This is a genomic window from Rahnella sp. WP5, assembly GCF_000745615.1.
Classification (GTDB): domain Bacteria; phylum Pseudomonadota; class Gammaproteobacteria; order Enterobacterales; family Enterobacteriaceae; genus Rahnella; species Rahnella aceris.
The window spans coordinates 1-25685 of sequence record NZ_JQJR01000013.1 but is presented as its reverse complement, the minus strand read 5'-3'; the positions used below and the strand labels follow the sequence as shown (position 1 = coordinate 25685).

Below are 25685 nucleotides of genomic sequence, written 5' to 3'. Positions count from 1 at the left end.
AAGAACGCATAACAACGATGGCGATCAAAAAGTTGCTCATAGCGTCGCTGCTGTTTGGCAGCGCCACCGTATACGGTGCAGACGGTTTCGTAGTGAAAGATATTCATTTCGAAGGCCTGCAGCGAGTTGCCGTCGGTGCGGCGTTACTCAATATGCCGGTTCGCGTCGGTGATACGGTGACTGACGATGATATCAGTAATACCATTCGTGCATTGTTTGCCACTGGCAACTTCGAGGATGTTCGTGTCCTGCGCGATGGAAATTCTCTGATTGTTCAGGTCAAAGAACGTCCAACTATTGCCAGCATTACTTTCTCCGGTAACAAATCGGTGAAAGATGACATGCTGAAGCAAAACCTGGAGGCCTCTGGCGTCCGTGTTGGCGAAGCCCTTGACCGTACAACCATCGGCAGCATCGAGAAAGGTCTCGAAGACTTCTATTACAGCGTCGGTAAATACAGTGCATCGGTAAAAGCGGTTGTGACCCCTTTGCCACGTAACCGTGTTGATCTGAAGCTGGTCTTCACCGAAGGTGTTTCTGCCAAAATTCAGCAGATCAACATTGTTGGTAACCATGCCTTTACGACCGATGATCTGATTTCACGCTTCCAGCTGCGTGATGAAGTGCCATGGTGGAACGTGGTCGGTGACCGTAAATATCAGAAACAAAAACTCGCGGGTGACCTTGAAACCCTGCGTAGTTTCTATCTGGATCGCGGTTATGCCCGTTTCAACATTGATTCGACTCAGGTCAGTCTGACGCCGGACAAAAAAGGCATCTACATTACGCTGAACATCACAGAAGGTGAGCAATACAAACTTTCTGGCGTTGAAGTGACTGGCAGCATGGCGGGTCACTCAGCAGAAGTTCAAAGCCTGACTAAAATTGATAAAGGCGAGCTGTATAACGGCGCCAAAGTCACCAAAATGGAAAACGACATCAAGCAGATGCTTGGTCGTTATGGCTATGCCTATCCGCGTGTGACTACACAGCCAGAAATTAATGATGCAGACAAGACCGTCAAACTGCATATCAACGTTGATGCGGGGAACCGTTTCTATGTACGTCATATCCGTTTTGAAGGTAATGACACCAGTAAGGACAGCGTACTGCGCCGTGAAATGCGTCAGATGGAAGGTGCCTGGTTGGGCAACGATCTGGTCGATAAAGGTAAAGAGCGTCTGAACCGTCTGGGTTATTTCGAAACGGTTGATGTTGATACGCAGCGTGTTCCAGGTTCGCCTGATCAGGTTGATGTTGTCTACAAAGTGAAAGAACGTAACACCGGTAGCTTCAACTTTGGTGTGGGTTACGGTACTGAGAGTGGTGTCAGCTTCCAGGTGGGTGTCCAGCAGGATAACTGGCTGGGTACGGGTAATTCTGTTGGCATCAGCGGTACTAAAAACGATTACCAGACATATGCAGAATTCACTATCACTGACCCTTACTTCACCGTTGATGGCGTAAGTCTGGGTGGTCGTATCTTCTATAACGACTTCAAAGCTGATGATGCGGACCTGTCCAGCTATACCAACAGAAGTTATGGTATTGGCGGTAATCTTGGTTTCCCAATCAATGAAAATAACTCATTGCGCCTGGGTCTGGATTACGTACACAACGATCTGTCCAATATGGAACCACAGATCGCTATGTTCCGTTATCTGAACTCTGTTGGGCTGAAACCGCCGGTGACCACCAGTGACAATGCTGATGCTGACTTTAGTGCGAATGATTTCTTCGCCAACCTCGGCTGGGGTTATAACAATCTCGACCGTGGCTACTTCCCAACATCGGGGACGAAAGCCAGCCTGAACGGTAAAGTAACCGTTCCGGGTTCTGATAACGAATATTATAAAATTACATTTGATTCAACCAGTTATATGCCGCTAAATCAGGATCGTGACTGGGTGCTGATGGGCCGTGCGCGTGCAGGTTACGCAGACGGTCTTGGCGGTAAAGAAGTGCCGTTCTACGACAACTTCTATGCCGGTGGTTCAAGCAGTGTTCGTGGTTTCCAGTCGAACACCATTGGTCCAAAAGCGGCATACTACAAATGTACTACGGCTAACACATCTTACAGCGGCTGTCCGATTGATAACTCAAACGACGCAGTTGGCGGTAACGCAATGGCAGTATTGAGTGCTGAACTGATTGTTCCGACTCCATTTGTTAGCGAGAAATACGCTAACTCATTGCGTACTTCCCTGTTCGTGGACAGCGGTACTGTTTGGGATACAGGTTGGGAAAACACCCCGCAGACTATTGCGGCAGGCGTTCCTGATTACAGTAAACCAGGTAACATTCGTGTTTCTTCGGGTCTTGCGTTGCAGTGGATGTCTCCACTTGGACCATTGGTCTTCTCCTACGCACAACCGGTCAAGAAATATGAAGGCGATAAGGCAGAACAGTTCCAGTTTAACATTGGTAAAACCTGGTAACGTTCTGTCCGGGCAGAAGTTGTCCAGCAGAATCGCAATGGCCTGATGATAAATCTCATACACGGGTTTCGGCCCGTGTATTGTTTTCATGTCAGGTGTTTTGTGTAATTTAATGTGCCATATGGCACAACGGGTGATGGAAGGAGTTTATAGTGAAAAAGTGGTTATATGCCGCAGGCCTCGGTTTAGTTATGGCTTCTTCAGCTAGCGTTCAGGCTGCTGATAAAATTGCTATCGTTAACGTAGCAAGTATTTTCCAACAAATGCCTGCTCGTGAAGCTGTAGCAAAACAGCTGGAAAACGAGTTCAAAAGCCGTGCGACAGATTTGCAATCTCAGGAACGTGATCTGCAAACCAAAATGCAACGTCTGCAACGCGATGGCTCTACAATGAAAGCCAGCGACCGTTCTAAACTTGAAAAAGACGTAATGGCTCAGCGTGAAGCATTCTCTGCAAAAGCGCAGCAATTCGACCAGGACAACCGTCGTCGTCAGGGCGAAGAGCGCAACAAAATCCTGAGCCGTATTCAGGACGCTGTGAAAACTGTAGCAAGTAAAGAAGGTTATGACGTTGTTATCGATGCTAATGCCATTGCATATGCTGACAATAGCAAAGACATTACTGCTGATGTGCTGAAACAGGTTAAATAAACATGTCTTCAATTCGACTGGCTGATCTCGCACAGCAGTTGGATGCACAATTGCACGGTGATGGCGAAATTGCCATCACCGGCGTTGCTTCAATGCATTCCGCACACTCTGAGCAAATCACGTTTTTATCAAACAGCCGTTACCGTGAACAGTTGGCTTCCTGCAATGCAGGCGCCGTAGTGTTGACCGAAGCGGATCTGCCATTTTGCCCTACAGCGGCATTAGTGGTTAAAAACCCTTACCTGACGTATGCGCGGATGGCGCAATTGCTGGATACCACGCCAGCACCGGCAGTGGATATCGCGGCGAGTGCGGTGATTTCAGACAGTGCAACATTAGGTAAGAATGTCTCGGTTGGCGCAAATGCAGTCATCGAATCAGGCGTTGTATTGGGTGACAATGTTGTCATCGGTGCAGGCTGTTTTATCGGTAAAGAGGCAAAAATAGGTGCTGGCACACGTTTGTGGGCCAATGTTTCTATTTATCACCGCGTTGAAATCGGCGAGCAGTGCTTGATTCAGTCAGGTACTGTGATCGGCGCTGATGGTTTTGGTTATGCCAATGATCGTGGTAATTGGGTTAAAATCCCACAGTTAGGTACTGTCATTATCGGTGACCGTGTTGAAATCGGTGCCTGTACCACGATTGACCGTGGCGCACTGGATGACACTATCATTAGCAATGGCGTCATCATTGATAACCAATGCCAGATTGCACACAACGTCGTGATTGGAGACAATACGGCGGTCGCTGGCGGTGTTATTATGGCCGGTAGTCTGAAAATTGGACGCTACTGCCAGATCGGCGGAGCCAGTGTTATCAATGGTCACATGGAAATCTGTGATCAGGCCGTAGTGACGGGAATGGGAATGGTAATGCGACCAATCACTGAACCTGGGGTATACTCCTCCGGTATCCCGTTACAACCGAATAAAGTTTGGCGTAAGACGGCTGCATTGGTAATGAATATCGACGAGATGAATAAACGCCTCAAAGCTGTCGAGCGTAAAATCGAAAAAGATTAATTACCACCTACGGTGCTGCTTTGTGTTCCCTTCGTTGAGTGAACCTGCGACATACGTTCCTATTTGCGGCCTGCCTGATGACCTTCTTTTGGGGTCTGGCAGGCCGTGTTATTGATGCCATCAGTTTTTATAGACAGGAAGAGTATTTTGACTACTGACACTCATACTCTGCATATTGAAGAGATACTGGATTTACTGCCACACCGTTACCCGTTCTTGCTGGTTGATCGCGTGTTGGATTTTGAGAAAGGGAAATTTTTGCGCGCTGTGAAAAACGTTTCTTTTAACGAACCGTTCTTCCAGGGCCATTTCCCGGGTAAACCGATTTTCCCGGGCGTTTTGATTCTTGAAGCAATGGCTCAGGCCACCGGCATTCTGGCGTTTAAAAGCGTTGGAAAACTGGAACCTGGCGAATTGTATTATTTTGCAGCAATCGACGATGCACGCTTTAAACGTCCGGTCCTGCCGGGTGACCAGATGGTTCTGGAAGTTGAATTCATTAAAGAGCGTCGTGGCGTTGCTCGTTTCAAAGGTGTCGCGAAAGTCGATGGCGAGATCGCTTGCGAGGCATCAATGATGTGCGCCCGCCGCCGGGAGTCTTAATACATGATTGATAAAACCGCCTTTATTCATCCAAGCGCTATTGTTGAAGACGGTGCTGTTATCGGTGCCAGAGTTCATATCGGTCCTTTCTGCTACGTGGGTTCCCAGGTAGAAATTGGTGAAGGCACCGAGCTTAAATCACACGTAGTTCTTAATGGCGTGACCAAAATTGGTCGCGATAACCGCATCTTTCAGTTCGTTTCCATTGGTGAAATTAACCAGGATCTGAAATATGCCGGTGAACCAACACGCGTTGAGGTCGGCGATCGCAACAATATTCGTGAGAGCGTTACCATTCATCGTGGTACCGTTCAGGGCGGTGGTCTGACAAAAGTGGGTAGTGATAACCTGTTGATGGTTAACGCACATATTGCCCACGATTGTGTCATTGGGAATCGCTGTATTCTGGCGAACAACGCGACCCTCGGTGGTCACGTTGAGGTTGATGATTTCGCGATCATTGGCGGCATGACGGCAGTGCATCAGTTCTGTATTATCGGTGCGCATGTGATGGTGGGTGGATGTTCCGGGGTTGCTCAGGATGTTCCTCCGTTTGTCATTGCGCAAGGTAACCATGCGACACCTTTCGGCATCAATATCGAAGGGCTTAAGCGACGTGGTTTCGAAAAAGCCGATCTGCACGCTATTCGCAATGCTTATAAGTTACTGTACCGCAGCGGTAAAACGCTGGAAGAAGCACAACCGGAAATCGCTGCTATCGCGGCTGAATTCCCGAAAGCTAAACCTTTCAGTGATTTCTTTGACCGCTCAACGCGCGGTATTATTCGCTGATCTGCGCTACGGAAAACAATGCAAAAGCCTGTTCTGACAATTGGCCTGGTGGCCGGTGAAACGTCCGGTGACATTCTTGGCGCCGGGCTGATTCGAGCCTTGAAGAAGCATCATCCTGATGCCCGTTTTGTGGGTGTCGCGGGTCCGCTGATGCAGGCGGAAGGATGCGAAGCCTGGTACGAGATGGAAGAACTGGCGGTAATGGGCGTGGTGGAAGTTCTTGAACGGCTGCCACGCTTGTTGAAAATCCGCAAAGATCTGACCCGTCGTTTTAGCGAACTGAAGCCTGATGTGTTCGTGGGCATTGATGCTCCTGACTTCAACATCACGCTTGAAGGTCGTTTGAAGCAGCGCGGTCTGCGTACTATTCACTATGTCAGCCCGTCTGTCTGGGCCTGGCGTCAAAAACGTGTTTTCAAAATCGGCAAGGCAACGGATCTGGTTTTGGCATTCCTGCCTTTCGAAAAAGCGTTTTATGACAAATTCAATGTTCCCTGTCGTTTCATTGGTCATACGATGGCCGATGCGATGCCGCTGCATCCTGATAAACAGGCTGCACGTTTGTCACTCGGTATTCCTGAAGATGTGCATTGCCTTGCTTTGCTGCCGGGAAGTCGTCACGCTGAAGTGGAAATGCTCAGCGCGGATTTTCTGAAAACAGCTTTGCAGCTACGACAGACTTATCCTGATTTACATGTCGTTGTGCCCCTGGTGAATGCCAAACGTCGCGAGCAGTTTGAACGGATCAAGGCTGAAATAGCCCCTGATCTTCCTGCGCATTTGCTCGATGGGAAAGGTCGGGAAGCGATGATCGCCAGTGATGCCGCTTTACTGGCATCGGGAACGGCAGCGCTGGAATGTATGCTGGCAAAATGCCCGATGGTCGTGGGTTATCGTATGAAGCCTTTCACTTTCTGGCTGGCGGAACGTCTGGTGAAAACGCCGTATGTTTCATTGCCAAATCTGCTGGCACGGCGGGAAATTGTCACCGAATTACTGCAAACCGAATGTGTACCTGACAAACTTTCTGCTGCGTTGCTGCCTTTATTGGCCGGTGGTGAGAAAAGCCGGGAACTGCGTGAGACGTTCCTGGAACTGCATGAAAGTATCCGCCGTGACGCAGACGAACAGGCTGCTCAGGCTGTCATGGAGCTGGCAAAGCGATGAGTGATGTATTTATCTATCCACAAGCCGTCTGTATTGCAGGCGTGGATGAAGTGGGGCGCGGTCCTTTGGTGGGGGCAGTCGTCACCGCTGCTGTGATTCTTGATCCTGCTAACCCGATTGCCGGGCTGGCAGATTCCAAGAAACTCTCTGAAAAGCGCCGCGAGGCGTTATACATCGAAATCAAAGAGAAAGCGCTGGCCTGGAGTCTCGGGCGCGCTGAACCACATGAAATTGATGAACTGAATATTTTGCATGCCACCATGCTGGCAATGCAAAGAGCCGTTGCCGGTTTGTGTATTACGCCTGATATGGTGCTGATTGACGGCAATCGCTGCCCTAAACTTCCGATGGCTTCACAGGCGATAGTGAAAGGGGACAGCAAAGTCGCTGAAATTAGCGCAGCCTCAATTTTGGCTAAAGTCACCCGCGACCGCGAAATGGTTGAACTGGATCTTCAGTTCCCTGAATATGGTTTTGCGAAGCACAAAGGCTATCCGACGCCGGTGCATCTTGAAAGTCTTGCCCGTCTTGGAGCCACTACACACCACCGGCGAAGTTTTTCACCGGTGAAACGCGCGCTCGGACTGGCATAACGCGTCATTTGTTCCTGCCCGTTTTTATTGCTAAAAAAGACGGGCACACAAACCTTTAATTCACTCATTTCTGGACTCTGGATATGGCCGAACCTCGTTTTATTCATCTGCGTGTACATAGCGACTATTCCATGGTGGATGGGCTTGCGAAGGTCGGTCCGCTGGTGAAATGCGCAGCGTCACTCGGCATGCCTGCTCTGGCGATTACCGATTTCACTAACTTGTGCGGACTGGTTAAATTTTACGGTGCAGCACATGGCGCAGGTGTAAAACCGATTATCGGTGCAGACCTGAATGTCCAAAGCGAAATTCTGGGTGATGAACTGGCCCAACTGACTATTCTGGCGATGAATAATCAGGGCTACCAGAACCTGACATTATTGATTTCCAGAGCATATCAGCGCGGTTACGGCGCTGCCGGGCCGATCGTCGATCTCGAATGGCTGGCAGAACTCAATGAAGGTTTGATCCTGCTTTCCGGCGCGAGAATGGGTGATGTCGGTAAGTTTCTGACCCGCGGAAATGATTTGCAAGTCAGTCAGTGCCTGGATTTCTACCAGCAGTATTTCCCTGATCGCTATTATCTCGAATTGATCCGTACCGGTCGGGCAGAAGAAGAAAACTATCTGCATGCGGCGGTCGCACTGGCGACAGAACGCGGTTTGCCGGTGGTGGCAACCAACGACGTGCGCTTTATGGTGCCGACCGACTTTGATGCCCATGAGATTCGTGTTGCGATCCACGATGGTTTTACACTGGATGATCCTAAACGTCCGCGCAATTACACTTCACAGCAATATATGCGCAGTGAAGATGAAATGTGCGAACTGTTCGAGGATTTGCCTGAAGCTCTGCAAAACAGCGTGGAAATCGCCAAACGCTGTAATGTCACCATCCGTCTGGGCGAATATTTCCTGCCGCAGTTCCCTACCGGTGATATGACCACTGAAGATTTTCTGGTCGAAAAATCAAAAATCGGGCTGGAAGAGCGCCTTGAGTTTTTATTCCCGGATCCGGAAGTTCGTGCACAAAGACGCCCTGAATATGACGAGCGTCTGGACATCGAACTTAAAGTTATCAACCAGATGGGTTTCCCCGGTTACTTCCTGATCGTAATGGAATTTATCCAGTGGTCGAAAGATAACAGCGTGCCTGTCGGGCCGGGGCGTGGTTCCGGTGCGGGTTCTCTGGTGGCGTATGCCCTGAAAATCACCGATCTGGATCCGCTCGAGTTTGACCTGCTGTTCGAACGTTTCCTTAACCCTGAGCGTGTTTCCATGCCCGACTTTGACGTCGACTTCTGCATGGAAAAACGCGACCGGGTTATCGATCACGTTTCAGAAATGTATGGCCGCGAAGCGGTCTCGCAGATCATCACCTTCGGTACCATGGCGGCCAAAGCGGTGATCCGCGATGTGGGCCGTGTTCTGGGGCATCCTTACGGTTTCGTTGACCGCATTTCCAAACTGGTGCCTCCTGATCCGGGGATGACGCTTGAAAAAGCATTTGCCGCTGAGCCGCAGTTGCCAGAGATTTACGAGGCTGACGAAGAAGTTAAGTCGCTGATCGATATGGCGCGTCAGCTGGAAGGTGTAACCCGTAATGCCGGTAAACATGCCGGTGGTGTGGTGATTGCGCCGACCAAAATCACTGATTTCGCGCCGCTTTATTGCGACGCCGAAGGTAATCACCCGGTCACGCAGTTCGATAAAAATGACGTGGAATACGCGGGTCTGGTGAAGTTCGACTTCCTCGGTCTGCGTACGCTGACCATCATCGACTGGGCGCTGGAGATGATCAACGCCCGCCGTGCGAAAGCCGGTGAGGCACCGCTGGATATTGCGGCCATCCCGCTGGATGATAAAAAAAGCTTCGACATGCTGCAACGCTCGGAAACCACGGCGGTATTCCAGCTTGAATCCCGCGGCATGAAAGATTTGATCAAACGTCTGAAGCCCGACAGCTTCGAAGATATGATCGCACTGGTCGCGCTGTTCCGCCCTGGGCCATTGCAGTCCGGCATGGTGGATAACTTTATTGACCGTAAACATGGTCGTGAAGAGATTTCTTATCCGGATATCCAGTGGCAGCATGAATCCCTGAAACCTGTGCTGGAGCCGACATACGGCATCATCCTGTATCAGGAACAGGTTATGCAGATTGCGCAGGTTCTGGCCGGTTACTCGCTGGGTGGTGCAGACATGCTCCGCCGTGCAATGGGTAAGAAAAACCCGGTCGAGATGGCCAAGCAGCGCGGTGGTTTTGAAGACGGGGCCAAATCTCGGGGTATTGACGGCGAACTGGCGATTAAAATCTTTGATCTGGTAGAGAAATTTGCCGGTTACGGTTTTAACAAATCTCACTCGGCGGCTTACGCTTTAGTCTCGTATCAGACGCTGTGGCTGAAAGCGCACTATCCTGCGGAGTTCATGGCGGCGGTAATGACGGCTGATATGGATAACACCGAGAAAGTGGTCGGGCTGGTGGATGAATGCTGGCGTATGGGGCTGAAGATTTTACCGCCTGATATCAACAGCGGTCTGTATCATTTCCACGTGAATGATGAAGGCGAAATTGTTTACGGCATCGGCGCGATTAAAGGCGTGGGTGAAGGTCCGATTGAAGCCATTATTGAAGCGCGTAACGAAGGCGGCTATTTCAAAGAACTGTTTGATCTCTGCGCGCGTGCTGACGTCAAAAAACTGAACAAACGTATTCTCGAGAAGCTGATCATGTCCGGGGCGTTTGACCGTCTGGGACCACATCGTGCCGCGTTGATGAGTTCCTTAAGCGACGCATTGAAAGCCGCTGATCAACATGCCAAAGCCGAGGCGATTGGTCAGGTTGATATGTTTGGTGTGCTTGCAGAAGCGCCTGAGCAGGTTGAGAAATCTTACGCGAATGTGATGCCATGGCCGGAACAAACGGTTCTGGATGGCGAACGTGAGACGCTCGGCTTGTATCTGACCGGCCATCCGATCACACAATATTTGAAAGAAATTGAACGTTATGGCGGTGGCCAGCGTTTGAAAGATATGCACCCGACGGAACGGGGCAAAATGACCGTCGCAGTGGGGCTGGTCCTCGCTGCGCGTGTCATGGTCACCAAGCGGGGTAACCGCATTGGGATCTGTACACTTGATGACCGTTCCGGTCGTCTGGAAGTGATGTTGTTCACCGAAGCGTTGGAAAAATTCCAGCATTTATTGGAAAAAGACCGTATCCTTATCGCCACAGGACAGGTCAGCTTTGATGACTTCAGTGGCGGGCTTAAAATGATGGCCCGCGATGTAATGGACATCAGTGAAGCACGGGAAAAATATGCTCGCGGTCTTGCTATCTCGCTGACTGACAGGCAAATTGATGACCAGCTTTTGAACCGTCTCCGCCAATCGTTGGAACCACATCGATCGGGGACGATACCAGTGCATCTGTATTACCAACGAGAAAACGCAAGAGCCCGGCTACGATTCGGGGCGTCATGGCGTGTTACGCCAACGGACAAACTGTTGCTGGATTTGCGAGGCCTGGTCGGTACTGAGCAGGTGGAACTGGAATTTGACTAAAATAGGAATGCTATGAGTCTGAATTTTCTTGATTTTGAACAGCCGATTGCGGAACTGGAAGCGAAAATTGACTCGCTGACTGCAGTCAGCCGTCAAGACGAAAAATTAGATATTAATCTGGACGAAGAAGTTGCACGCTTGCGCGAGAAAAGCGTTGAACTGACCCGTAAGATTTTCTCTGATCTGGGTGCCTGGCAAATTGCCCAACTGGCACGCCATCCTCGTCGTCCTTATACGCTTGATTACATCAAACATATCTTTACCGATTTTGATGAACTGGCGGGTGATCGTGCATTCGCAGACGATAAAGCTATCGTTGGTGGTATTGCTCGTTTGGGCGAACGTGCCGTGATGATCATTGGTCATCAGAAAGGCCGTGAAACGAAAGAGAAAATTCGTCGTAACTTCGGCATGCCCGCCCCGGAAGGGTATCGCAAAGCGCTACGTCTGATGGAAATGGCTGAGCGTTTCAAACTGCCAATCATCACCTTCATCGACACACCGGGCGCTTATCCGGGCGTGGGCGCTGAAGAACGTGGTCAGTCTGAAGCGATCGCCCGTAACCTGCGCGAAATGTCCCGTCTGAATGTCCCGGTTATCTGCACCGTTATCGGTGAAGGTGGTTCAGGTGGTGCACTGGCGATTGGTGTGGGTGATAAAGTTAATATGCTGCAATACAGCACCTATTCGGTTATTTCGCCGGAAGGTTGTGCATCAATTCTGTGGAAGAGTGCGGATAAAGCCCCTCTGGCCGCGGAAGCGATGGGCATCATTGCACCGCGTCTGAAAGAGCTGAAACTGATCGACTCTGTGATCCCTGAGCCTTTGGGTGGCGCTCACCGTAATGTAGAAGCGATGGCTGCTTCTCTGCGTGCACAACTTGAAGCTGATCTGAGCGATCTGGATGTGTTGAGTACGGAAGAGCTGCGTAACCGTCGTTATCAGCGTCTGATGACTTACGGCTACTGCTGATCCTGAAGGTGATTTTCGAAAGGCCACGCATTGCGTGGCCTTTTTTATTGTCCGTTTTCATCTATCCATCTTTCCAGCATTCTTAAATTTCCCCATTTCACTTTAAACTCAACGGTAAAGGGTACCCAGCAGGCACTAACCGTGTTTCTATAAATACCTTAGAAAATAAATAACAGAAGGATTTGTCAGATGAATATTATCGCTATCATGCGCCCGGAAGGGGCTTACTACAAAGACGAGCCGATCCGTGAACTGGATAGCGCGCTGACGCTTCTCGGATTTCAGGTCATTTATCCGCGCGATCGCGCGGATCTGCTCAAACTCATCGAAAATAATGCCCGTATTTGCGGCGCTATTTTCGACTGGGATCAGCATAGCGAAGAGCTGTGTACAGCCATTAATGAGCTGAATGAATATCTGCCGCTTTACGCTTTCATCAATACGCATTCGACGCTGGACGTCGACGTTAATGAAATGCGCATGGTGCTCTATTTCTTTGAATACGCACTGAGTGCGGCGGAGGATATTGCCAAACGCATCCGCCAGTACACCGATGAATACATCGATACCATTACGCCGCCGCTGACTAAAGCGTTGTTCACCTACGTAGAAGAAGGAAAGTACACTTTCTGTACGCCGGGGCATATGGCCGGTACGGCGTTTTTAAAAAGCCCGGTAGGGACGTTGTTCTATGATTTTTTCGGGGCCAAAACGTTGAAAGCCGATGTGTCGATTTCTGTGACAGAACTTGGTTCCCTGTTGGATCACACTGGTCCGCATCTAGAGGCGGAGGAATATATCGCCCGTACTTTCGGCGCCGAGCAAAGTTATATCGTCACTAATGGCACCTCGACGGCCAATAAAATTGTCGGAATGTATGCGGCACCGGCAGGGAGTACGGTGCTGATTGACCGCAACTGTCATAAATCGCTCGCCCATCTGATGATGATGACCAATATTGTGCCGGTCTATTTGCGCCCCAATCGCAACGCGTATGGCATTCTTGGCGGGATTCCTAAGCATGAATTCACCCGCGAAAGCATCGAAGATAAAATTGCACAGACAGAGAATGCCACCTGGCCAGTGCACGCAGTGATCACTAACTCGACTTACGACGGCTTGCTGTACAACACGGATTACATCAAAAACACACTGGATGTTCCGTCGATTCATTTCGATTCTGCATGGGTGCCATACACTAATTTCCATCCGATTTATGACGGTAAAAGCGGAATGAGCGGCGAGCGCATTCCCGGAAAAGTCATTTACGAAACGCAATCAACGCACAAACTACTGGCAGCTTTCTCTCAGGCATCGATGATTCACATTAAGGGTGATTACAACGAAAGTACCTTTAATGAAGCCTATATGATGCACACCACAACATCGCCAAATTACGGCATTGTGGCTTCTGCAGAAACTGCTGCGGCGATGTTGCGCGGTAACCCCGGACGGCGTCTCATTAACCGCTCGGTTGAACGCGCGCTGCATTTCCGTAAGGAGATACAGCGGTTGCGGGAAGAAACCGAGGGCTGGTTCTTTGATATCTGGCAGCCTGAATATATTGATGAAGCCGAGTGCTGGCCGCTGAACCCCGATCAAAACTGGCACGGTTTTGCCAACGCCGATACCGATCATATGTATCTTGATCCGATCAAAGTGACGATCCTGACACCCGGAATGGATGAAACGGGTAAGCTGGAAGAACAGGGGATCCCGGCGGCGTTAGTGGCGAAATTCCTCGATGAGCGCGGTGTGGTGGTAGAAAAAACCGGTCCGTACAATCTGCTTTTCCTGTTCAGTATCGGCATTGATAAAACCAAATCCATGAGTCTGATGCGCGGCCTGACTGATTTTAAGCGCAGTTATGATCTCAATTTGCGGGTCAAGAATATGCTGCCTGATCTGTATGCGGAAGATCCTGATTTTTATCGCAATATGCGGATTCAGGATCTGGCGCAGGGGATCCACAAACTGATCGTTCGTCACGACCTGCCGCGTTTAATGCTGGAAGCATTTGATGTGCTGCCTGAAATGAAAATGACGCCGTACGAAATGTTCCAGCATCAGGTACGCGGACATATTGATGAATGCGACATTGATGAACTGGTCGGCAAAGTGTCAGCCAACATGATCCTGCCTTATCCGCCGGGTGTACCTGTAGTGATGCCGGGCGAGATGATCACGGAAGAAAGTCGGGCTGTGCTCGATTTCCTGATTATGCTTTGTTCGATAGGCGAGCGTTACCCCGGTTTTGAAACTGATATTCATGGAACGCGGCTCACAGAAGACGGGCGCTATCTGGTGAAGGTCTTAAAACTTCCGGAAGCGGGCTAGCAAACTGCCCTCTTTAGGAGGGCTTTTTATTGACGTGTTTGGCCGCCCTGAGTAACGTGCAGGTCAGAAATCAACAGGACATGACTATGCTTAATCTCCGCCAGATCCATCATATCGCCATCATTGGCTCTGATTATCAGGCCAGCAAACACTTCTACTGTGACATTCTCGGGTTCACGTTACTGGGGGAGTTTTACCGTGAGGAACGCGATTCCTGGAAAGCTGACCTGGCGCTTAATGGTCATTACACCATTGAATTATTCAGCTTTCCGCAACCGCCAGCCCGGCCAAGTCGTCCTGAGGCGTGCGGATTACGCCATCTGGCGTTCAGCGTTGAAGATATCGCACAGTCCATTTCCGCCCTCACTGAAGCCGGCATTGTCTGCGAACCGGTAAGAATTGATCCTTATACCGGCAAAAAATTTACTTTCTTCAACGATCCGGATGGCTTGCCGCTGGAACTGTACGAATCCTGATTATCCTATGAGTTCAAAACTGGCCGTGACATTTCTTTCAAAACATCTGCTCAATAAAATCGGTGATGCACGAAGACTTTGCGTTGCGTTCAGCGGCGGACTGGATTCTTCCGTACTGCTGGCCGGACTGGCTGAGTTACGCGACAAAGCGTTGCCGGATATCGAACTGCGTGCATTGCATATCCATCATGGACTAAGCCAGTTTGCAGATGACTGGGTCGCACACTGCCAGACGTTTTGTCAGCAGCGAGATATCCCTTTCTCCGTCGCTAAAGTGCAGGTAGATGCACAGGAAGGTGGGATTGAAGCGGCGGCACGAACGGCACGTTATCAGGCATTTGCTGAAAGTCTGACTGCTGGTGAAGTGTTACTGACAGCACAACACCTGAATGACCAATGCGAAACTTTCATGCTGGCGCTTAAACGTGGAAGCGGACCTGCCGGTCTCTCGGCGATGAGCGGGGACAGTTCAACACACGGTTATCGCTTGTTAAGGCCTTTTCTGGAGCTCAGCCGTGAGCAGCTTGAAGAATACGCGAAGCAGTTAAAGCTCAGCTGGATTGAAGATGACAGTAACCGGGATGCCCGCTTTGATCGCAATTTTCTGCGACTGGATATTTTTCCCGCACTTTACCAGCGCTGGCCGCACTTTGCGCAAGCCACAGCCCGCAGCGCATCACTTTGCGCAGAGCAGGAGACGCTGCTGGATGAGTTGCTCAGTGAGTCTCTCACTTCATTGACCGATGAGCAGGGCAGTCTGTCGGTTGAGAGACTGAAGGCGTTTTCAGCCGTCAGACGCTCTGCGCTATTACGTCGCTGGCTGGCATTGCGTGGCGCAAGAATGCCTTCGCGTGAACAACTGCAGAGAATATGGGATGAGGTAGCTTTGAGCCGCGAAGATGCCCAGGCGCAGTTAGTGCTGGGGAAAATGGTAGTCCGGCGTTTCCGTGGGCGTTTGTATGTATTGCCAGAACGCCGGTCGCTTAAAGATCAAATCCTCTGCTGGGATCCGGCTGAAAAATTAACGCTACCTGACGGTCTGGGCTGTCTGATGGCCGATCATGTTCTCATCGCGCAGGGGGCTGACTGTTTGATCCGCCAGCCACGTGCTGGCGAAAAGATCACTGTGCGTTTTCAGGTGCAGGGATATATCGAAAAAGTCGGGCGGGATCGTGCGCGCCAGGCGAAAAAATTGTGGTCTGAGTTAGGTGTGCCGCCATGGGAACGGGGCCGTATCCCTTTGGTTTATTACAATGATCAATTGATGGCAGCCCCGGGTTGGTTTATTACGCGCCAGTCCCGGGCTGAAAATAATGAAGCGCAATGGCGGATCATCTGGTCGGCTGCGTAATAAACGGAAAGAACGGTTTATTTGAGGCGGATGTTATTTGCCCGGGGAGTTGTGATGCAAGTAATGGGAAGAACACTGGCAGGGATAGTGGCATCGATGCTGATCAATTTGCCTGCTCTGGCGGGGGGAAATGTGGTTGACGGGCAGTCTAAATCAGCCAGCTGCTCGGCATGTCACGGCGCAACGGGTAAAGCCATTAATTCGATTTATCCTAATCTGGCAGGGCAAAATGCAGATTATCTGGCGCTTTCACTGCATGCTTACAAGAAGGGTGAGAGAAGTGGCGGGCAGGCGGGTGTGATGCAGGCTTTTAGTGCGTCATTATCCGATCAGGATATCAGTGATTTGGCAGCGTATTACGCCAGTCTGACGTCGTTGAAATAAGATTGCTTCAGAAATGCAAACGGGCAATCCTGAGATTGCCCGTTAGGTAACTGACGTCGGTTGTCGCTATTCGGCACTGACGACAACGGTGCCAATTTCCGGATGGCTAAAGCTTTCAATGTGATCCAGACGCAGATCTCGTTGTTCGCCGTTCGCCTCAACCACCAGATATTCCACTTTCTTACGCATTAACAAATCGTTGGCTTTAGCCTCAACGACTTCTCCACTACGCATCTTCAGCGTCAAAACCAGGTGATGCTGGCAGGCGAGCTCGAGATTATCGTAGTCATCACAATTGATGGGTTGGTACTCATCATTCATCGACATAATCGCTCACCAATAAGTTAGCGGCGGCGTAGGCCGCCTGGTCCCTAACGGAAGACGGAAGTTCAGCATTTGCTGCGACTTCGTCCAATGCTTTCAATACACAGCCCAACGCATCGGGCACATATCCGAGATCACCGCTGGCAATTTCAGAATATCTACGGCGTACCAACTCACAGTATTGTTGCATAAGTTCTCCCTAAAAAGCGTATCCCTCTGAGGAAAGCGCAGAAAGATAAGCTCTCAGTATTTAACGACTATAGCACAGGAGAGTGTGAGTTATTAGCAGGCCTGTAAAGGTAAATCGTTTGCGTAAAGCCTTTATTGCGGATGACCATCGGGGGAAAACTGGCCGCAGCAGGATGCTTTCAAGTAAACTGTGCGTCTATTATCAAGGGGTTTACCATGGCGTTAAAAGCAACCATTTATAAAGCAGCGGTCAATATCGCTGATATGGATCGTAATTTCTTTCATGACGCCAGCCTGACTCTGGCACAGCATCCTTCCGAAACAGAACAACGCATGATGCTGCGTCTGCTGGCATGGATTTACCATGCCGACGAACGACTGACTTTTACCCGCGGATTAAGCGCCGAAGATGAGCCGGAAATCTGGCGTAAAAACGATCATAACGGCATCGAATTATGGGTCGAATTAGGACTACCTGATGAGAAGCGTCTGAAAAAAGCCTGTAACCAATCGCGTGAGGTGGTCCTTTATGCGTATGGTGAGCGTGCTGCGAAAGTCTGGTGGTCGCAAATCGAGGGGAAAGTCAGAGGTTTTGAGAACCTGCGTATCCGTTATTTAGAAGATGAGTTGCTGAATCAATTGACTGCTTTTGGCAGCCGTACCATGAACTTACAGGCGACATTGCAGGACGGAACTATTTGGCTTTCTGATGCTCAGAGTAATTTGGAAATTCATTTTTCTGAATGGAAAGAGTCTGTCATAAAAGAAGCCAGGTAATCAGCGTGCTAATCCTTTCAGGAAAACTGGAAATACCTGACGGCGAAATCGAATTAACGGCGATCCGCGCTCAGGGCAACGGCGGTCAGAACGTCAATAAAACATCAACGGCTATCCATTTACGCTTTGATATTAAAGCGTCGAGTTTGCCAGAATATTACAAAGAGCGGTTACTGGCTTTTAATCATCATTCTGTTACTGCCGACGGTTGGGTCATTATCAAAGCCCAGGAATACCGGAGTCAGGAGATGAATCGCGAAGCCGCTCTGGCCCGGTTGGGGGCACTGATTTCACAGGCGATGGTAGTAGAAAAACCGCGCCGCGCGACGAAGCCGACTCGTGGGTCTAAAATTCGTCGGGTTGAAAGTAAAGTTCGCAAGGGTGCGACAAAAGCATTACGGGGCAAAATACGTTAGCCCTAACTTCGTGCTGCAGGACAATTTTTATCGCGGCACTGTAGAAAAGCAGTAGGGGAGAAACTGTGAAAAAAATCATCATTAGTGCAGTGCTGGCGCTCGGGGCGCTGTCACTCTTCGGTTGCCATACCGCCGCCTTTAATCATGAAAAACCGTTGCAGGCTATGCAGCAGAGTTACAGTGGCGTGTTGCCGTGCGCAGATTGCAGTGGCCTGAAGACGTCATTATTCCTGGATCAGGATGGGACTTACATCCTTCAGGAGGAATATCAGGGCGGCAAAGAGGGCGATCAGGTGTTTGCCAGCTACGGACGCTGGGCCCGCACTGCGGATAAACTGGTGCTGACGGACAGCCAGGGCGAGAAACGTTATTTCCATCCGAAAGATGAAAATCTGGAAATGTTGGATCAAAGCGGTGAGCCGATTACGTCCACATTCAACTATACGTTGACGCCGGTGCAGCAGAATTTGCCGAAAACGCCAATGGCACTGAGCGGAATGATGCAATACAGCGCCGATGCTGCTTCCTTTAAAGATTGTGTGACAGGCAACATATTCCCGATGTCGGCAAATAAATCGCTGGAAGAAGGGTATCTTGCCTCGCGTAAAACCCCCAATCAGCTGGTCTTCCTTTCTATGGACGGGCATTTCATGACAGAGCCGTCAATGGAAGAAGGGCAGGTGCAAAAGGCTGTGGTTGCAGATAAAAACGTACGGTTTGATGCAACGAAGTCCTGCCCGTAAAAGCGATTAGGCTCAGGCGGAATAGCACAAATAAAAATGCCCGCATTATGCGGGCATTTTTATGGACGAATGATCATCAGCGGATCTTAACGCGGGATCTGGCTCAGCAGATATTCCACGATATCGCTTTGTTTGATCATCTGTTTTTCGCCAGTGCGACGGTTTTTGTATTCCAGCTCTTCAGCATCCAGATTACGATCACCAATCACCACCTGATGCGGCACACCGATCAATTCCATGTCCGCGAACATGACGCCCGGACGTTCTTTACGATCGTCGAGGATCACATCGATACCGTGTGAACGCAGTTCTTTATACAGCGCTTCTGCCGCATCTTTCACACGGAAAGATTTGTGCATGTTCATTGGCAGGATAGCGACCTGGAACGGTGCGATAGCATCCGGCCAGATAATACCGCGGTCATCGTGGTTTTGTTCAATCGCTGCAGCGACCACACGAGTCACACCGATACCGTAACAACCCATGGTCATCAACTGGTTACGGCCATCTTCGCCCTGAACGGTAGCATTCATCGCTTCGGAATATTTGGTTCCCAGCTGGAAGATATGACCGACTTCGATACCGCGTTTAATGACCAGCGTTCCCTGACCATCAGGGCTTGGATCACCGGCTACCACATTACGGATATCGGCTACTTCTGGCAGCGCAGCATCGCGATCCCAGTTAATTCCGAAATAGTGTTTACCGTCGATGTTAGCGCCTGCGCTGAAATCGCTCATTGCAGCAACAGTACGATCCGCGACGATTGGCATTGGCAGATTAACCGGACCGAGTGAACCCGGGCCAGCCGCGACGATTTCACGAATCTCCGCTTCCGTTGCAAATGTTAGTGGTGCAGCAACTTGCGGCAGCTTCTCGGCTTTGATTTCGTTCAGCTCATGATCACCACGAACCAGCAAAGCAACCAGTTTATGACCGCTTTCCGCTGTTGCATGAACCATCAGAGTTTTCACCGTTTTCTCAACCGGAAGCTGGAACTGTTCTGTCAGTTCAGCGATAGTTTTTGCGTCCGGTGTTTCGACAATCCGCATTTCTTCTGTTGCTGCAGCACGTGGCGTTGCGGGAGCCAGCGCTTCTGCGAATTCGATGTTAGCGGCGAAATCAGAAGAATCAGAGAATACGACATCATCTTCACCGCTCTGTGCCAGCACCTGGAATTCGTGAGAGGCGCTGCCGCCGATAGAACCGGTATCCGCCAGCACGGCACGGAAATCCAGACCCATACGGTTGAAAATCTGACTGTAGGCCGCGTACATCGCGTCATAAGTTTCCTGCAAAGATTCCTGCGTCGTATGGAATGAGTAGGCATCTTTCATCAGGAATTCACGGGAACGCATTACACCAAAACGCGGGCGAACTTCGTCACGGAATTTAGTCTGGATCTGGAAGAAATTCAGTGGCAGCTGCTTGTATGAGCTGACTTCATTACGGATCAGGTCAGTGATCACTTCTTCATGGGTTGGACCCAGTACGAACGGGCGCTCGCCACGATCAACGAAACGTAACAATTCCGGACCATATTGCTCCCAACGTCCGCTCTCCTGCCACAAATCAGCGGGCTGGACTACCGGCATCGACACTTCAATGGCGTTCGCGTTGTTCATTTCTTCGCGTACGATGTTTTCAACTTTCTTGAGAACACGTAAGCCGGTCGGCAGCCAGGTATACAGGCCTGAGGCCAGTTTACGGATCATCCCTGCGCGCAGCATCAGCTGGTGGCTGATAACTTCCGCGTCGGCTGGCGTCTCTTTCAGTGTAGAGAGCAGATATTGAGTAGTACGCATGATGTGTTGGTTCCGTTAGCACTGCAAATTGCAATCGGGCTGCCATGGGCAGCCAAAACGTGAAAAGTGGCTTAGTTTACCAGCGAGTTGCTATTGTCAAAAGAGAGGCAGAGGAAATTTAGTCTTTGTCGAGGGACAATACCTGATTCACAGAGCCTGTGACCCGCCAGCGGACATTAAACTCTAGTAAACGAACGGCATAATCGCGCGCTGTGGCTTCACCTTTACGATAAGCCGGACGGGGATCCTGTCCTAAAACCTGCGTGATGAAGCGGCGCAGATGCGGGTATTGCCTCGCATGCTCAGCCAGTTGCTGTTCAGCCTGCGGTAAAAATTCTACCGGCATATCGGCATCAGGTGCGTGCTGAGCAAAACCGGCGCGTGCATCAGGATGGCTTTCCGCAAATGGAAGATACGGCTTAATGTCCACAACAGGTGTGCCATCCACTAAATCCAGACTGCCAAGCTGCAGAATGACATTCTGACCCTGACAGCGAATCCCTTTCAGTTCAACCAGAGACATCCCGAGCGGATTAGGCCGGAAGGTTGAACGGGTGGCAAATACACCGGTACGCACATTCCCGCCCAAACGTGGTGGGCGAACTGTCGGATGCCAGCCGCTTTCCATCGTCTGATGGAAAATAAACATCACCCATAAATGGCTGAAGTCTTCCAGCCCGCGAACAGCTTCGGGCTGGTTATAAGGCGGATGCAGATGTAATTCGCCGCCACCATCCTGGATCAATCCGGGCTGGCGCGGAACAGCAAACTTCTCTTTATAGGGCGAGTGAATGATCCCTATTTGCTCAAAAGAAAATGAGGTCATTTAAACGTGACGTTCAGGGCGGAACCCTGACAAATCGCCTGCTGGAAGCAGCCTGGTACGCCGCTGATAATCTGGCACTGATGTAACAATACGGCATTGGCCTTCATATAGGATGCACGGGTCAGCATTCTTTTCCGTGCAGTAGCCAGACTCGGTGGCGCATCATTTTGAGCGCTCTGGCAAGATTCGCCGGAGACTTCGCCCAGATCACGGAATGGAGTTCCGACTAAAGCTTCTGCATCTTTATAGAGCTTTACAGGAGCGGGGCGTACTGGTGTCGGCTTTGGTTTGACAGGTTTTGGTTCTTCTTTTACAACAGGCGCAGGGGGGGTTGGCTGTGTGTGTTGAGTCAGGGAACAACCCGCCAGCAAAAGTGCCGACAAACAGAGAGGTAAAGCACGCATGGTATATCCTCTGCTTTTTAATATGTTTACAGGAAAGAATGTGGCGTTATTGAACCAAGGTATTGAGAAAATAACAAGGCGGGCATCAGCCCGCCTTGTTATTTATTTATGAAAAGATGTATTTGCGAGCTTACTATCTTAGAAACGAATACTCAGGAAAAAAGTAGGGTTCCTGATTTCGGGCAATTACCAACCTTTCACTGCGCCACCGTTGAAGATTTTATTCGCTGCAGCGTTCACTTCATCAGACTGGTAAGCCTGAACGAATTTCTTCACGTTTTCAGCATCTTTGTTATCTTCACGTGCAACGATCAGGTTCACGTATGGAGATTCTTTATCTTCTACGAAGATACCGTCTTTCTCTGGCGTCAGGTTGATCTGGCTGGCGTAAGTGGTGTTGATTACGGCCAGAGCGATTTTCGCATCATCCAGTGAACGTGGCAGTTGTGGTGCTTCGAGTTCGACCAGTTTCAGATTTTTAGGGTTCTCAGTCACATCCAGAACTGTCGGTAACAGACCAACACCGTCTTTCAGTTTGATCAGACCTTGTTTTTGCAGCAGCAGCAGAGAACGGCCGAGATTAGTCGGGTCGTTTGGCAGCGCAACCTGGTCGCCATTTTTCAGCTCATCAATAGATTTGATTTTCTTAGAGTAACCGGCGATTGGGTAAACGAACGTGTTACCCACCGGGACCAGTTTGTAACCGCGATCTTTGATCTGCTGATCAAGATAAGGTTTATGCTGGAAGGCGTTAACATCGATGTCACCTTTGCTCAGTGCTTCGTTAGGCAATACATAATCATTGAAAGTCACCAGCTCAACATCAAGACCGTATTTCTCTTTAGCTACTTTCTGTGCAACTTCAGCGACCTGCTGTTCAGAGCCTACGATCACACCCACTTTGATGTGATTTGGAACTTGTTCTTTTGGCCCGCAGCCCACTAAAGCCAGCGATCCCAGAAGCGCGCCGACAACTGCAATGGATTTGAATTTGTTAGACATGTCCTTTCCTCAATAAACGGATATAAATCATTCACAGGTAGCTATTACAGCTGTTGTTTTGTTATTTATGTGTGACTGCTTTTACGATGCGGTCGCCACAAAATTGAATTAAATACACCAAAACCACTAGCAGGACTAATACAGTATTCATGACAGTTGCGTCGTAACCGATATAACCGTACTGATAACCGATTTGTCCCAAACCACCGGCACCGACAGCGCCACCCATAGCAGAATAGCCTACAAGAGTGATCAGCGTGATGGTGGCAGCATTGACCAGACCTGGCAGAGCTTCCGGCAATAAGATTTTTCGGATGATCTGCATCGGTGTTGCACCCATTGCGCGGGCGGCTTCCACCAGACCGCTTGGAATTTCCAGCAGGGCATTCTCAACCATGCGGGCAATAAACGGCGCAGCACCCACAGTCAGCGGGACAATCGCTGCCTGCAAACCGATTGAGGTGCCGACAATCATACGCGTGAAGGGAATCATCCATACCAGCAAGATAATAAAAGGAATGGAACGGAAAATGTTAACCAGCGCTGACATCACGCGATAGATATTTTTATTCTCTGCAATCTGACCCGGACGGGTGACGTACAGCAGTACGCCGAAAGGCAAACCTAACACAAAACCAAAGAAGCCAGAGGTTAGCGTCATGATGACCGTTTCCCAGATTCCGCGGCCCATTAACCACATCATTGCCTCAGACATAACCCAGCACCTCTACTTTCACCTGATTCTCATGCAGGAACTGAATTGCCGCCTGAGTATTTTCTTCTGAACCGTGCATTTCTGTCAGCATAATCCCGAACTTTACACCGCCGGCATAATCCATCTGAGCACTGATAATATTATTGTTGATGTCAAAGCGACGGACTGCTTCGGAAAGCAGCGGGGCATCAACGGACTGACCGGTAAACTCCAGGCGCAGTAAAGGAACGCGACCCGTTTCAGGCTGGGGTACCAGACGCACGGCGTAATCTTCCGGAATATCCAGGTGCAACGTTGACTGAATAAATTGCTGTGCAAGCGGAGTCTTAGGATGTGAGAACATCTCGCTTACTTTATCCTGCTCAATCAGTTTGCCATCGCTGATCACAGCAACTTGATCGCAAATGCGTTTTACGACGTCCATCTCATGGGTGATCAGCAGAATCGTGAGACCCAGACGACGGTTGATATCTTTTAGTAATTCCAGGATTGCGCGGGTGGTAGCTGGATCCAGTGCACTGGTAGCTTCATCACACAGCAATACTTTTGGATTACTGGCCAGCGCACGGGCAATGGCTACGCGTTGTTTTTGTCCACCGGAAAGATTCGCCGGGTAGGCATCATGCTTATCTTCCAGCCCGACCAGGCTCAGCAGCTCGGAAACTCGTTTCTTAATATCGGCTGAAGAAAGATTGTCGAGTTCGAGTGGCAGGGCAACGTTGCCAAAAACGGTGCGAGAGGACAGCAGGTTAAAGTGCTGGAAAATCATGCCAATCTGGCGGCGTGCGCGGGTCAGCGCTTTCTCTGAGAAGGACATCAGATCCTGACCATCGACCAACACCTGGCCTTTAGTCGGGCGCTCCAGCAAATTGACGCAGCGTATTAAGGTACTTTTCCCCGCGCCGGAAGAACCGATTACGCCATAAATTTGTCCGGCAGGGACGTGAAGACTCACGTCAGAGAGCGCGACGATCTGGCGCGAACCCTGCAGGAAAATCTTGGTGATGTTAGAAAGTTTAATCATATTATTTTTTATTCTGTCTTTTTGCCGTGACGTGGTGAATTTAACTCTGCGGAGGTCTTCCCCGTAGCATGTCGTGGATGCTAAGGCGTCTAGACGTCTAAGTCAACCAGGTTAGCATTCTCACAAGCATTGAAAACATGCGATACTGGCGCCGTTAATCAGCCATCAGGAGCAAATTCGTGGCACAACCTGTTTCAGCAATCTTTCTCGACCGTGATGGCACTTTGAATGTCGATCATGGTTATGTACATGAAATCGATAACTTCCAGTTTATCGACGGTGTAATCGATGCTTGTCTTAAATTAAAAGAGATGGGCTTTTTACTGGTGCTGGTCACCAATCAGTCCGGTATAGCACGCGGCAAATTTACTGAAGATCAGTTTCTGACTCTGACCGAGTGGATGGACTGGTCGCTTGCCGATCGTGGCGTGGATCTCGACGGTATCTATTTTTGTCCGCATCATCCTGAAGGCTTGGTTAAGGAGTTTACACAAGCCTGTGATTGCCGTAAGCCGCAACCTGGGATGTTTTTGACGGCCAAAGAAGAACTAGGCATTGATATGGCCTCTTCTTATATGGTGGGCGACAAACTGGAAGATATGCAGGCAGCTGCTGCTGCAGGAGTGGGGCATAAGATTTTAGTTCGTACCGGCAAACCCGTAACCCCGGAAAGTGAAAGTGCTGCGGATGCGGTACTGGAAAGCCTTGCTGCATTGCCTTCCTTTATAGCAAAAGGGCAGAAATAACGGCTTCTGGACAAAAAAACGGCAAACGAAATAAAACTGTATTTATTCGCTTGCCATTAAAATCCAACTCCCTATAATGCCGCTCCATCGACAGGGAACAACGTGAACAACATCACGAAGTGACCGGGTCGGAAAGATTAAAAACAGCGGCAACCGGATAAAATAAACGGTTGACACTGAATGAGGAAAGCGTAATATACGCCACCTCGAGTTAGCAAGCGAAAGCGCGTAACTCACTGCTCTTTAACAATTTATCAGACAATCTGTGTGGGCACTCACAAGACGATATCAGCCACTTCGGTGGCAAAAAATATCAAGTCTTAGAGTGACCAAGCAGTAATTCATTTAGTTGAATTATTA

At 49.8% G+C, this 25685-nt stretch carries 25 protein-coding genes; 17 read left to right on the top strand and 8 right to left on the bottom strand.

The features are described from left to right. Nucleotides 1-17 precede the first annotated feature (17 nt). The 13 genes from bamA to EX31_RS12935 all read left to right on the top strand — a co-directional run bounded on the left by bamA (nucleotide 18) and on the right by EX31_RS12935 (nucleotide 16354). Entirely contained in the window at nucleotides 18-2438 is a 2421-nt protein-coding gene (gene bamA, locus EX31_RS12995; protein ID WP_013574201.1) for an outer membrane protein assembly factor BamA, read from the top strand. Nucleotides 2439-2590: 152 nt separating this feature from the next. After that, a complete protein-coding gene (gene skp / locus EX31_RS12990; protein ID WP_013574202.1) occupies nucleotides 2591-3088 on the top strand; it encodes a molecular chaperone Skp in 498 nt (165 codons plus the stop codon). A gap of 2 nt (nucleotides 3089-3090) precedes the next feature. After that, complete coding sequence (lpxD, locus tag EX31_RS12985; protein ID WP_013574203.1) at nucleotides 3091-4113, top strand: UDP-3-O-(3-hydroxymyristoyl)glucosamine N-acyltransferase; 1023 nt, start codon at nucleotides 3091-3093, stop codon at nucleotides 4111-4113. 147 nt (nucleotides 4114-4260) lie between these two features. Beyond that, the gene (fabZ, locus tag EX31_RS12980; protein WP_013574204.1) at nucleotides 4261-4716 is read left to right on the top strand and encodes a 3-hydroxyacyl-ACP dehydratase FabZ; all 456 of its coding nucleotides are present in this window, start codon (nucleotides 4261-4263) and stop codon (nucleotides 4714-4716) included. Nucleotides 4717-4719: 3 nt separating this feature from the next. Beyond that, nucleotides 4720-5508: an acyl-ACP--UDP-N-acetylglucosamine O-acyltransferase gene (gene lpxA / locus EX31_RS12975; protein WP_013574205.1), complete on the top strand. Its 789-nt coding sequence runs from the start codon at nucleotides 4720-4722 to the stop codon at nucleotides 5506-5508. Nucleotides 5509-5526: 18 nt separating this feature from the next. Beyond that, on the top strand, nucleotides 5527-6675 hold the full coding sequence (gene lpxB / locus EX31_RS12970; protein WP_037035142.1) for a lipid-A-disaccharide synthase: 1149 nt from the start codon (nucleotides 5527-5529) through the stop codon (nucleotides 6673-6675). Beyond that, nucleotides 6672-7268: a ribonuclease HII gene (gene rnhB, locus EX31_RS12965; RefSeq protein WP_037035141.1), complete on the top strand. Its 597-nt coding sequence runs from the start codon at nucleotides 6672-6674 to the stop codon at nucleotides 7266-7268. Before lpxB ends, rnhB begins: the two co-directional genes overlap by 4 nt. A gap of 83 nt (nucleotides 7269-7351) precedes the next feature. Beyond that, a complete protein-coding gene (dnaE, locus tag EX31_RS12960; RefSeq protein ID WP_037035140.1) occupies nucleotides 7352-10834 on the top strand; it encodes a DNA polymerase III subunit alpha in 3483 nt (1160 codons plus the stop codon). 12 nt (nucleotides 10835-10846) lie between these two features. Then, a complete protein-coding gene (gene accA / locus EX31_RS12955; protein ID WP_013574209.1) occupies nucleotides 10847-11806 on the top strand; it encodes an acetyl-CoA carboxylase carboxyl transferase subunit alpha in 960 nt (319 codons plus the stop codon). Between the two features lie 189 nt (nucleotides 11807-11995). Next, nucleotides 11996-14143 (top strand): lysine decarboxylase LdcC, encoded by a 2148-nt coding sequence (locus tag EX31_RS12950; protein WP_013574210.1) that lies wholly within the window; start codon nucleotides 11996-11998, stop codon nucleotides 14141-14143. Nucleotides 14144-14229: 86 nt separating this feature from the next. Then, nucleotides 14230-14619, top strand: a complete 390-nt coding sequence (locus tag EX31_RS12945; protein WP_015689431.1) for a VOC family protein — start codon at nucleotides 14230-14232, stop codon at nucleotides 14617-14619. 7 nt (nucleotides 14620-14626) lie between these two features. After that, nucleotides 14627-15970, top strand: coding sequence for a tRNA lysidine(34) synthetase TilS (gene tilS / locus EX31_RS12940; protein ID WP_037035139.1), 1344 nt, complete (start codon nucleotides 14627-14629; stop codon nucleotides 15968-15970). Between the two features lie 54 nt (nucleotides 15971-16024). Continuing rightward, entirely contained in the window at nucleotides 16025-16354 is a 330-nt protein-coding gene (locus EX31_RS12935; RefSeq protein ID WP_037035138.1) for a c-type cytochrome, read from the top strand. 66 nt (nucleotides 16355-16420) lie between these two features. On the opposite strand, the gene rof is transcribed toward EX31_RS12935, so the two are convergent. Beyond that, complete coding sequence (gene rof, locus EX31_RS12930) at nucleotides 16421-16681, bottom strand: Rho-binding antiterminator (protein WP_013574214.1); 261 nt, start codon at nucleotides 16679-16681, stop codon at nucleotides 16421-16423. Next, nucleotides 16668-16868 (bottom strand): YaeP family protein, encoded by a 201-nt coding sequence (locus EX31_RS12925; protein WP_013574215.1) that lies wholly within the window; start codon nucleotides 16866-16868, stop codon nucleotides 16668-16670. Before EX31_RS12925 ends, rof begins: the two co-directional genes overlap by 14 nt. Before the next feature lie 215 nt (nucleotides 16869-17083). Between EX31_RS12925 and EX31_RS12920 the strand changes: the two genes are divergently transcribed. From EX31_RS12920 to nlpE, 3 genes are all read left to right on the top strand, one after another. After that, entirely contained in the window at nucleotides 17084-17644 is a 561-nt protein-coding gene (locus tag EX31_RS12920) for a YaeQ family protein (protein ID WP_013574216.1), read from the top strand. Then, nucleotides 17611-18060, top strand: coding sequence for an alternative ribosome rescue aminoacyl-tRNA hydrolase ArfB (gene arfB, locus EX31_RS12915; protein ID WP_222940690.1), 450 nt, complete (start codon nucleotides 17611-17613; stop codon nucleotides 18058-18060). The genes EX31_RS12920 and arfB overlap by 34 nt, the downstream gene beginning before the upstream one ends. Nucleotides 18061-18125: 65 nt before the next feature. After that, the gene (gene nlpE / locus EX31_RS12910; RefSeq protein ID WP_037035134.1) at nucleotides 18126-18803 is read left to right on the top strand and encodes an envelope stress response activation lipoprotein NlpE; all 678 of its coding nucleotides are present in this window, start codon (nucleotides 18126-18128) and stop codon (nucleotides 18801-18803) included. A gap of 86 nt (nucleotides 18804-18889) precedes the next feature. Here nlpE and proS read toward each other — a convergent pair whose 3' ends face one another. From proS to metN, 6 genes are all read right to left on the bottom strand, one after another. After that, the gene (gene proS / locus EX31_RS12905; protein WP_037035133.1) at nucleotides 18890-20608 is read right to left on the bottom strand and encodes a proline--tRNA ligase; all 1719 of its coding nucleotides are present in this window, start codon (nucleotides 20606-20608) and stop codon (nucleotides 18890-18892) included. Nucleotides 20609-20726: 118 nt separating this feature from the next. Further along, on the bottom strand, nucleotides 20727-21434 hold the full coding sequence (gene tsaA / locus EX31_RS12900) for a tRNA (N6-threonylcarbamoyladenosine(37)-N6)-methyltransferase TrmO (RefSeq protein ID WP_037035132.1): 708 nt from the start codon (nucleotides 21432-21434) through the stop codon (nucleotides 20727-20729). Beyond that, nucleotides 21431-21838, bottom strand: a complete 408-nt coding sequence (gene rcsF, locus EX31_RS12895; RefSeq protein WP_013574221.1) for an Rcs stress response system protein RcsF — start codon at nucleotides 21836-21838, stop codon at nucleotides 21431-21433. Before rcsF ends, tsaA begins: the two co-directional genes overlap by 4 nt. Before the next feature lie 186 nt (nucleotides 21839-22024). Continuing rightward, nucleotides 22025-22840, bottom strand: coding sequence for a MetQ/NlpA family lipoprotein (locus EX31_RS12890; RefSeq protein WP_037035129.1), 816 nt, complete (start codon nucleotides 22838-22840; stop codon nucleotides 22025-22027). 61 nt (nucleotides 22841-22901) lie between these two features. Next, on the bottom strand, nucleotides 22902-23555 hold the full coding sequence (locus EX31_RS12885; RefSeq protein ID WP_013574223.1) for a methionine ABC transporter permease MetI: 654 nt from the start codon (nucleotides 23553-23555) through the stop codon (nucleotides 22902-22904). Further along, entirely contained in the window at nucleotides 23548-24579 is a 1032-nt protein-coding gene (gene metN, locus EX31_RS12880; protein WP_013574224.1) for a methionine ABC transporter ATP-binding protein MetN, read from the bottom strand. Before metN ends, EX31_RS12885 begins: the two co-directional genes overlap by 8 nt. A 179-nt stretch (nucleotides 24580-24758) precedes the next feature. On the opposite strand from metN, the gene gmhB reads away from it, so the two are divergent. Continuing rightward, nucleotides 24759-25325 (top strand): D-glycero-beta-D-manno-heptose 1,7-bisphosphate 7-phosphatase, encoded by a 567-nt coding sequence (gene gmhB / locus EX31_RS12875; protein WP_013574225.1) that lies wholly within the window; start codon nucleotides 24759-24761, stop codon nucleotides 25323-25325. The last annotated feature ends 360 nt before the right edge of the window (nucleotides 25326-25685 follow it).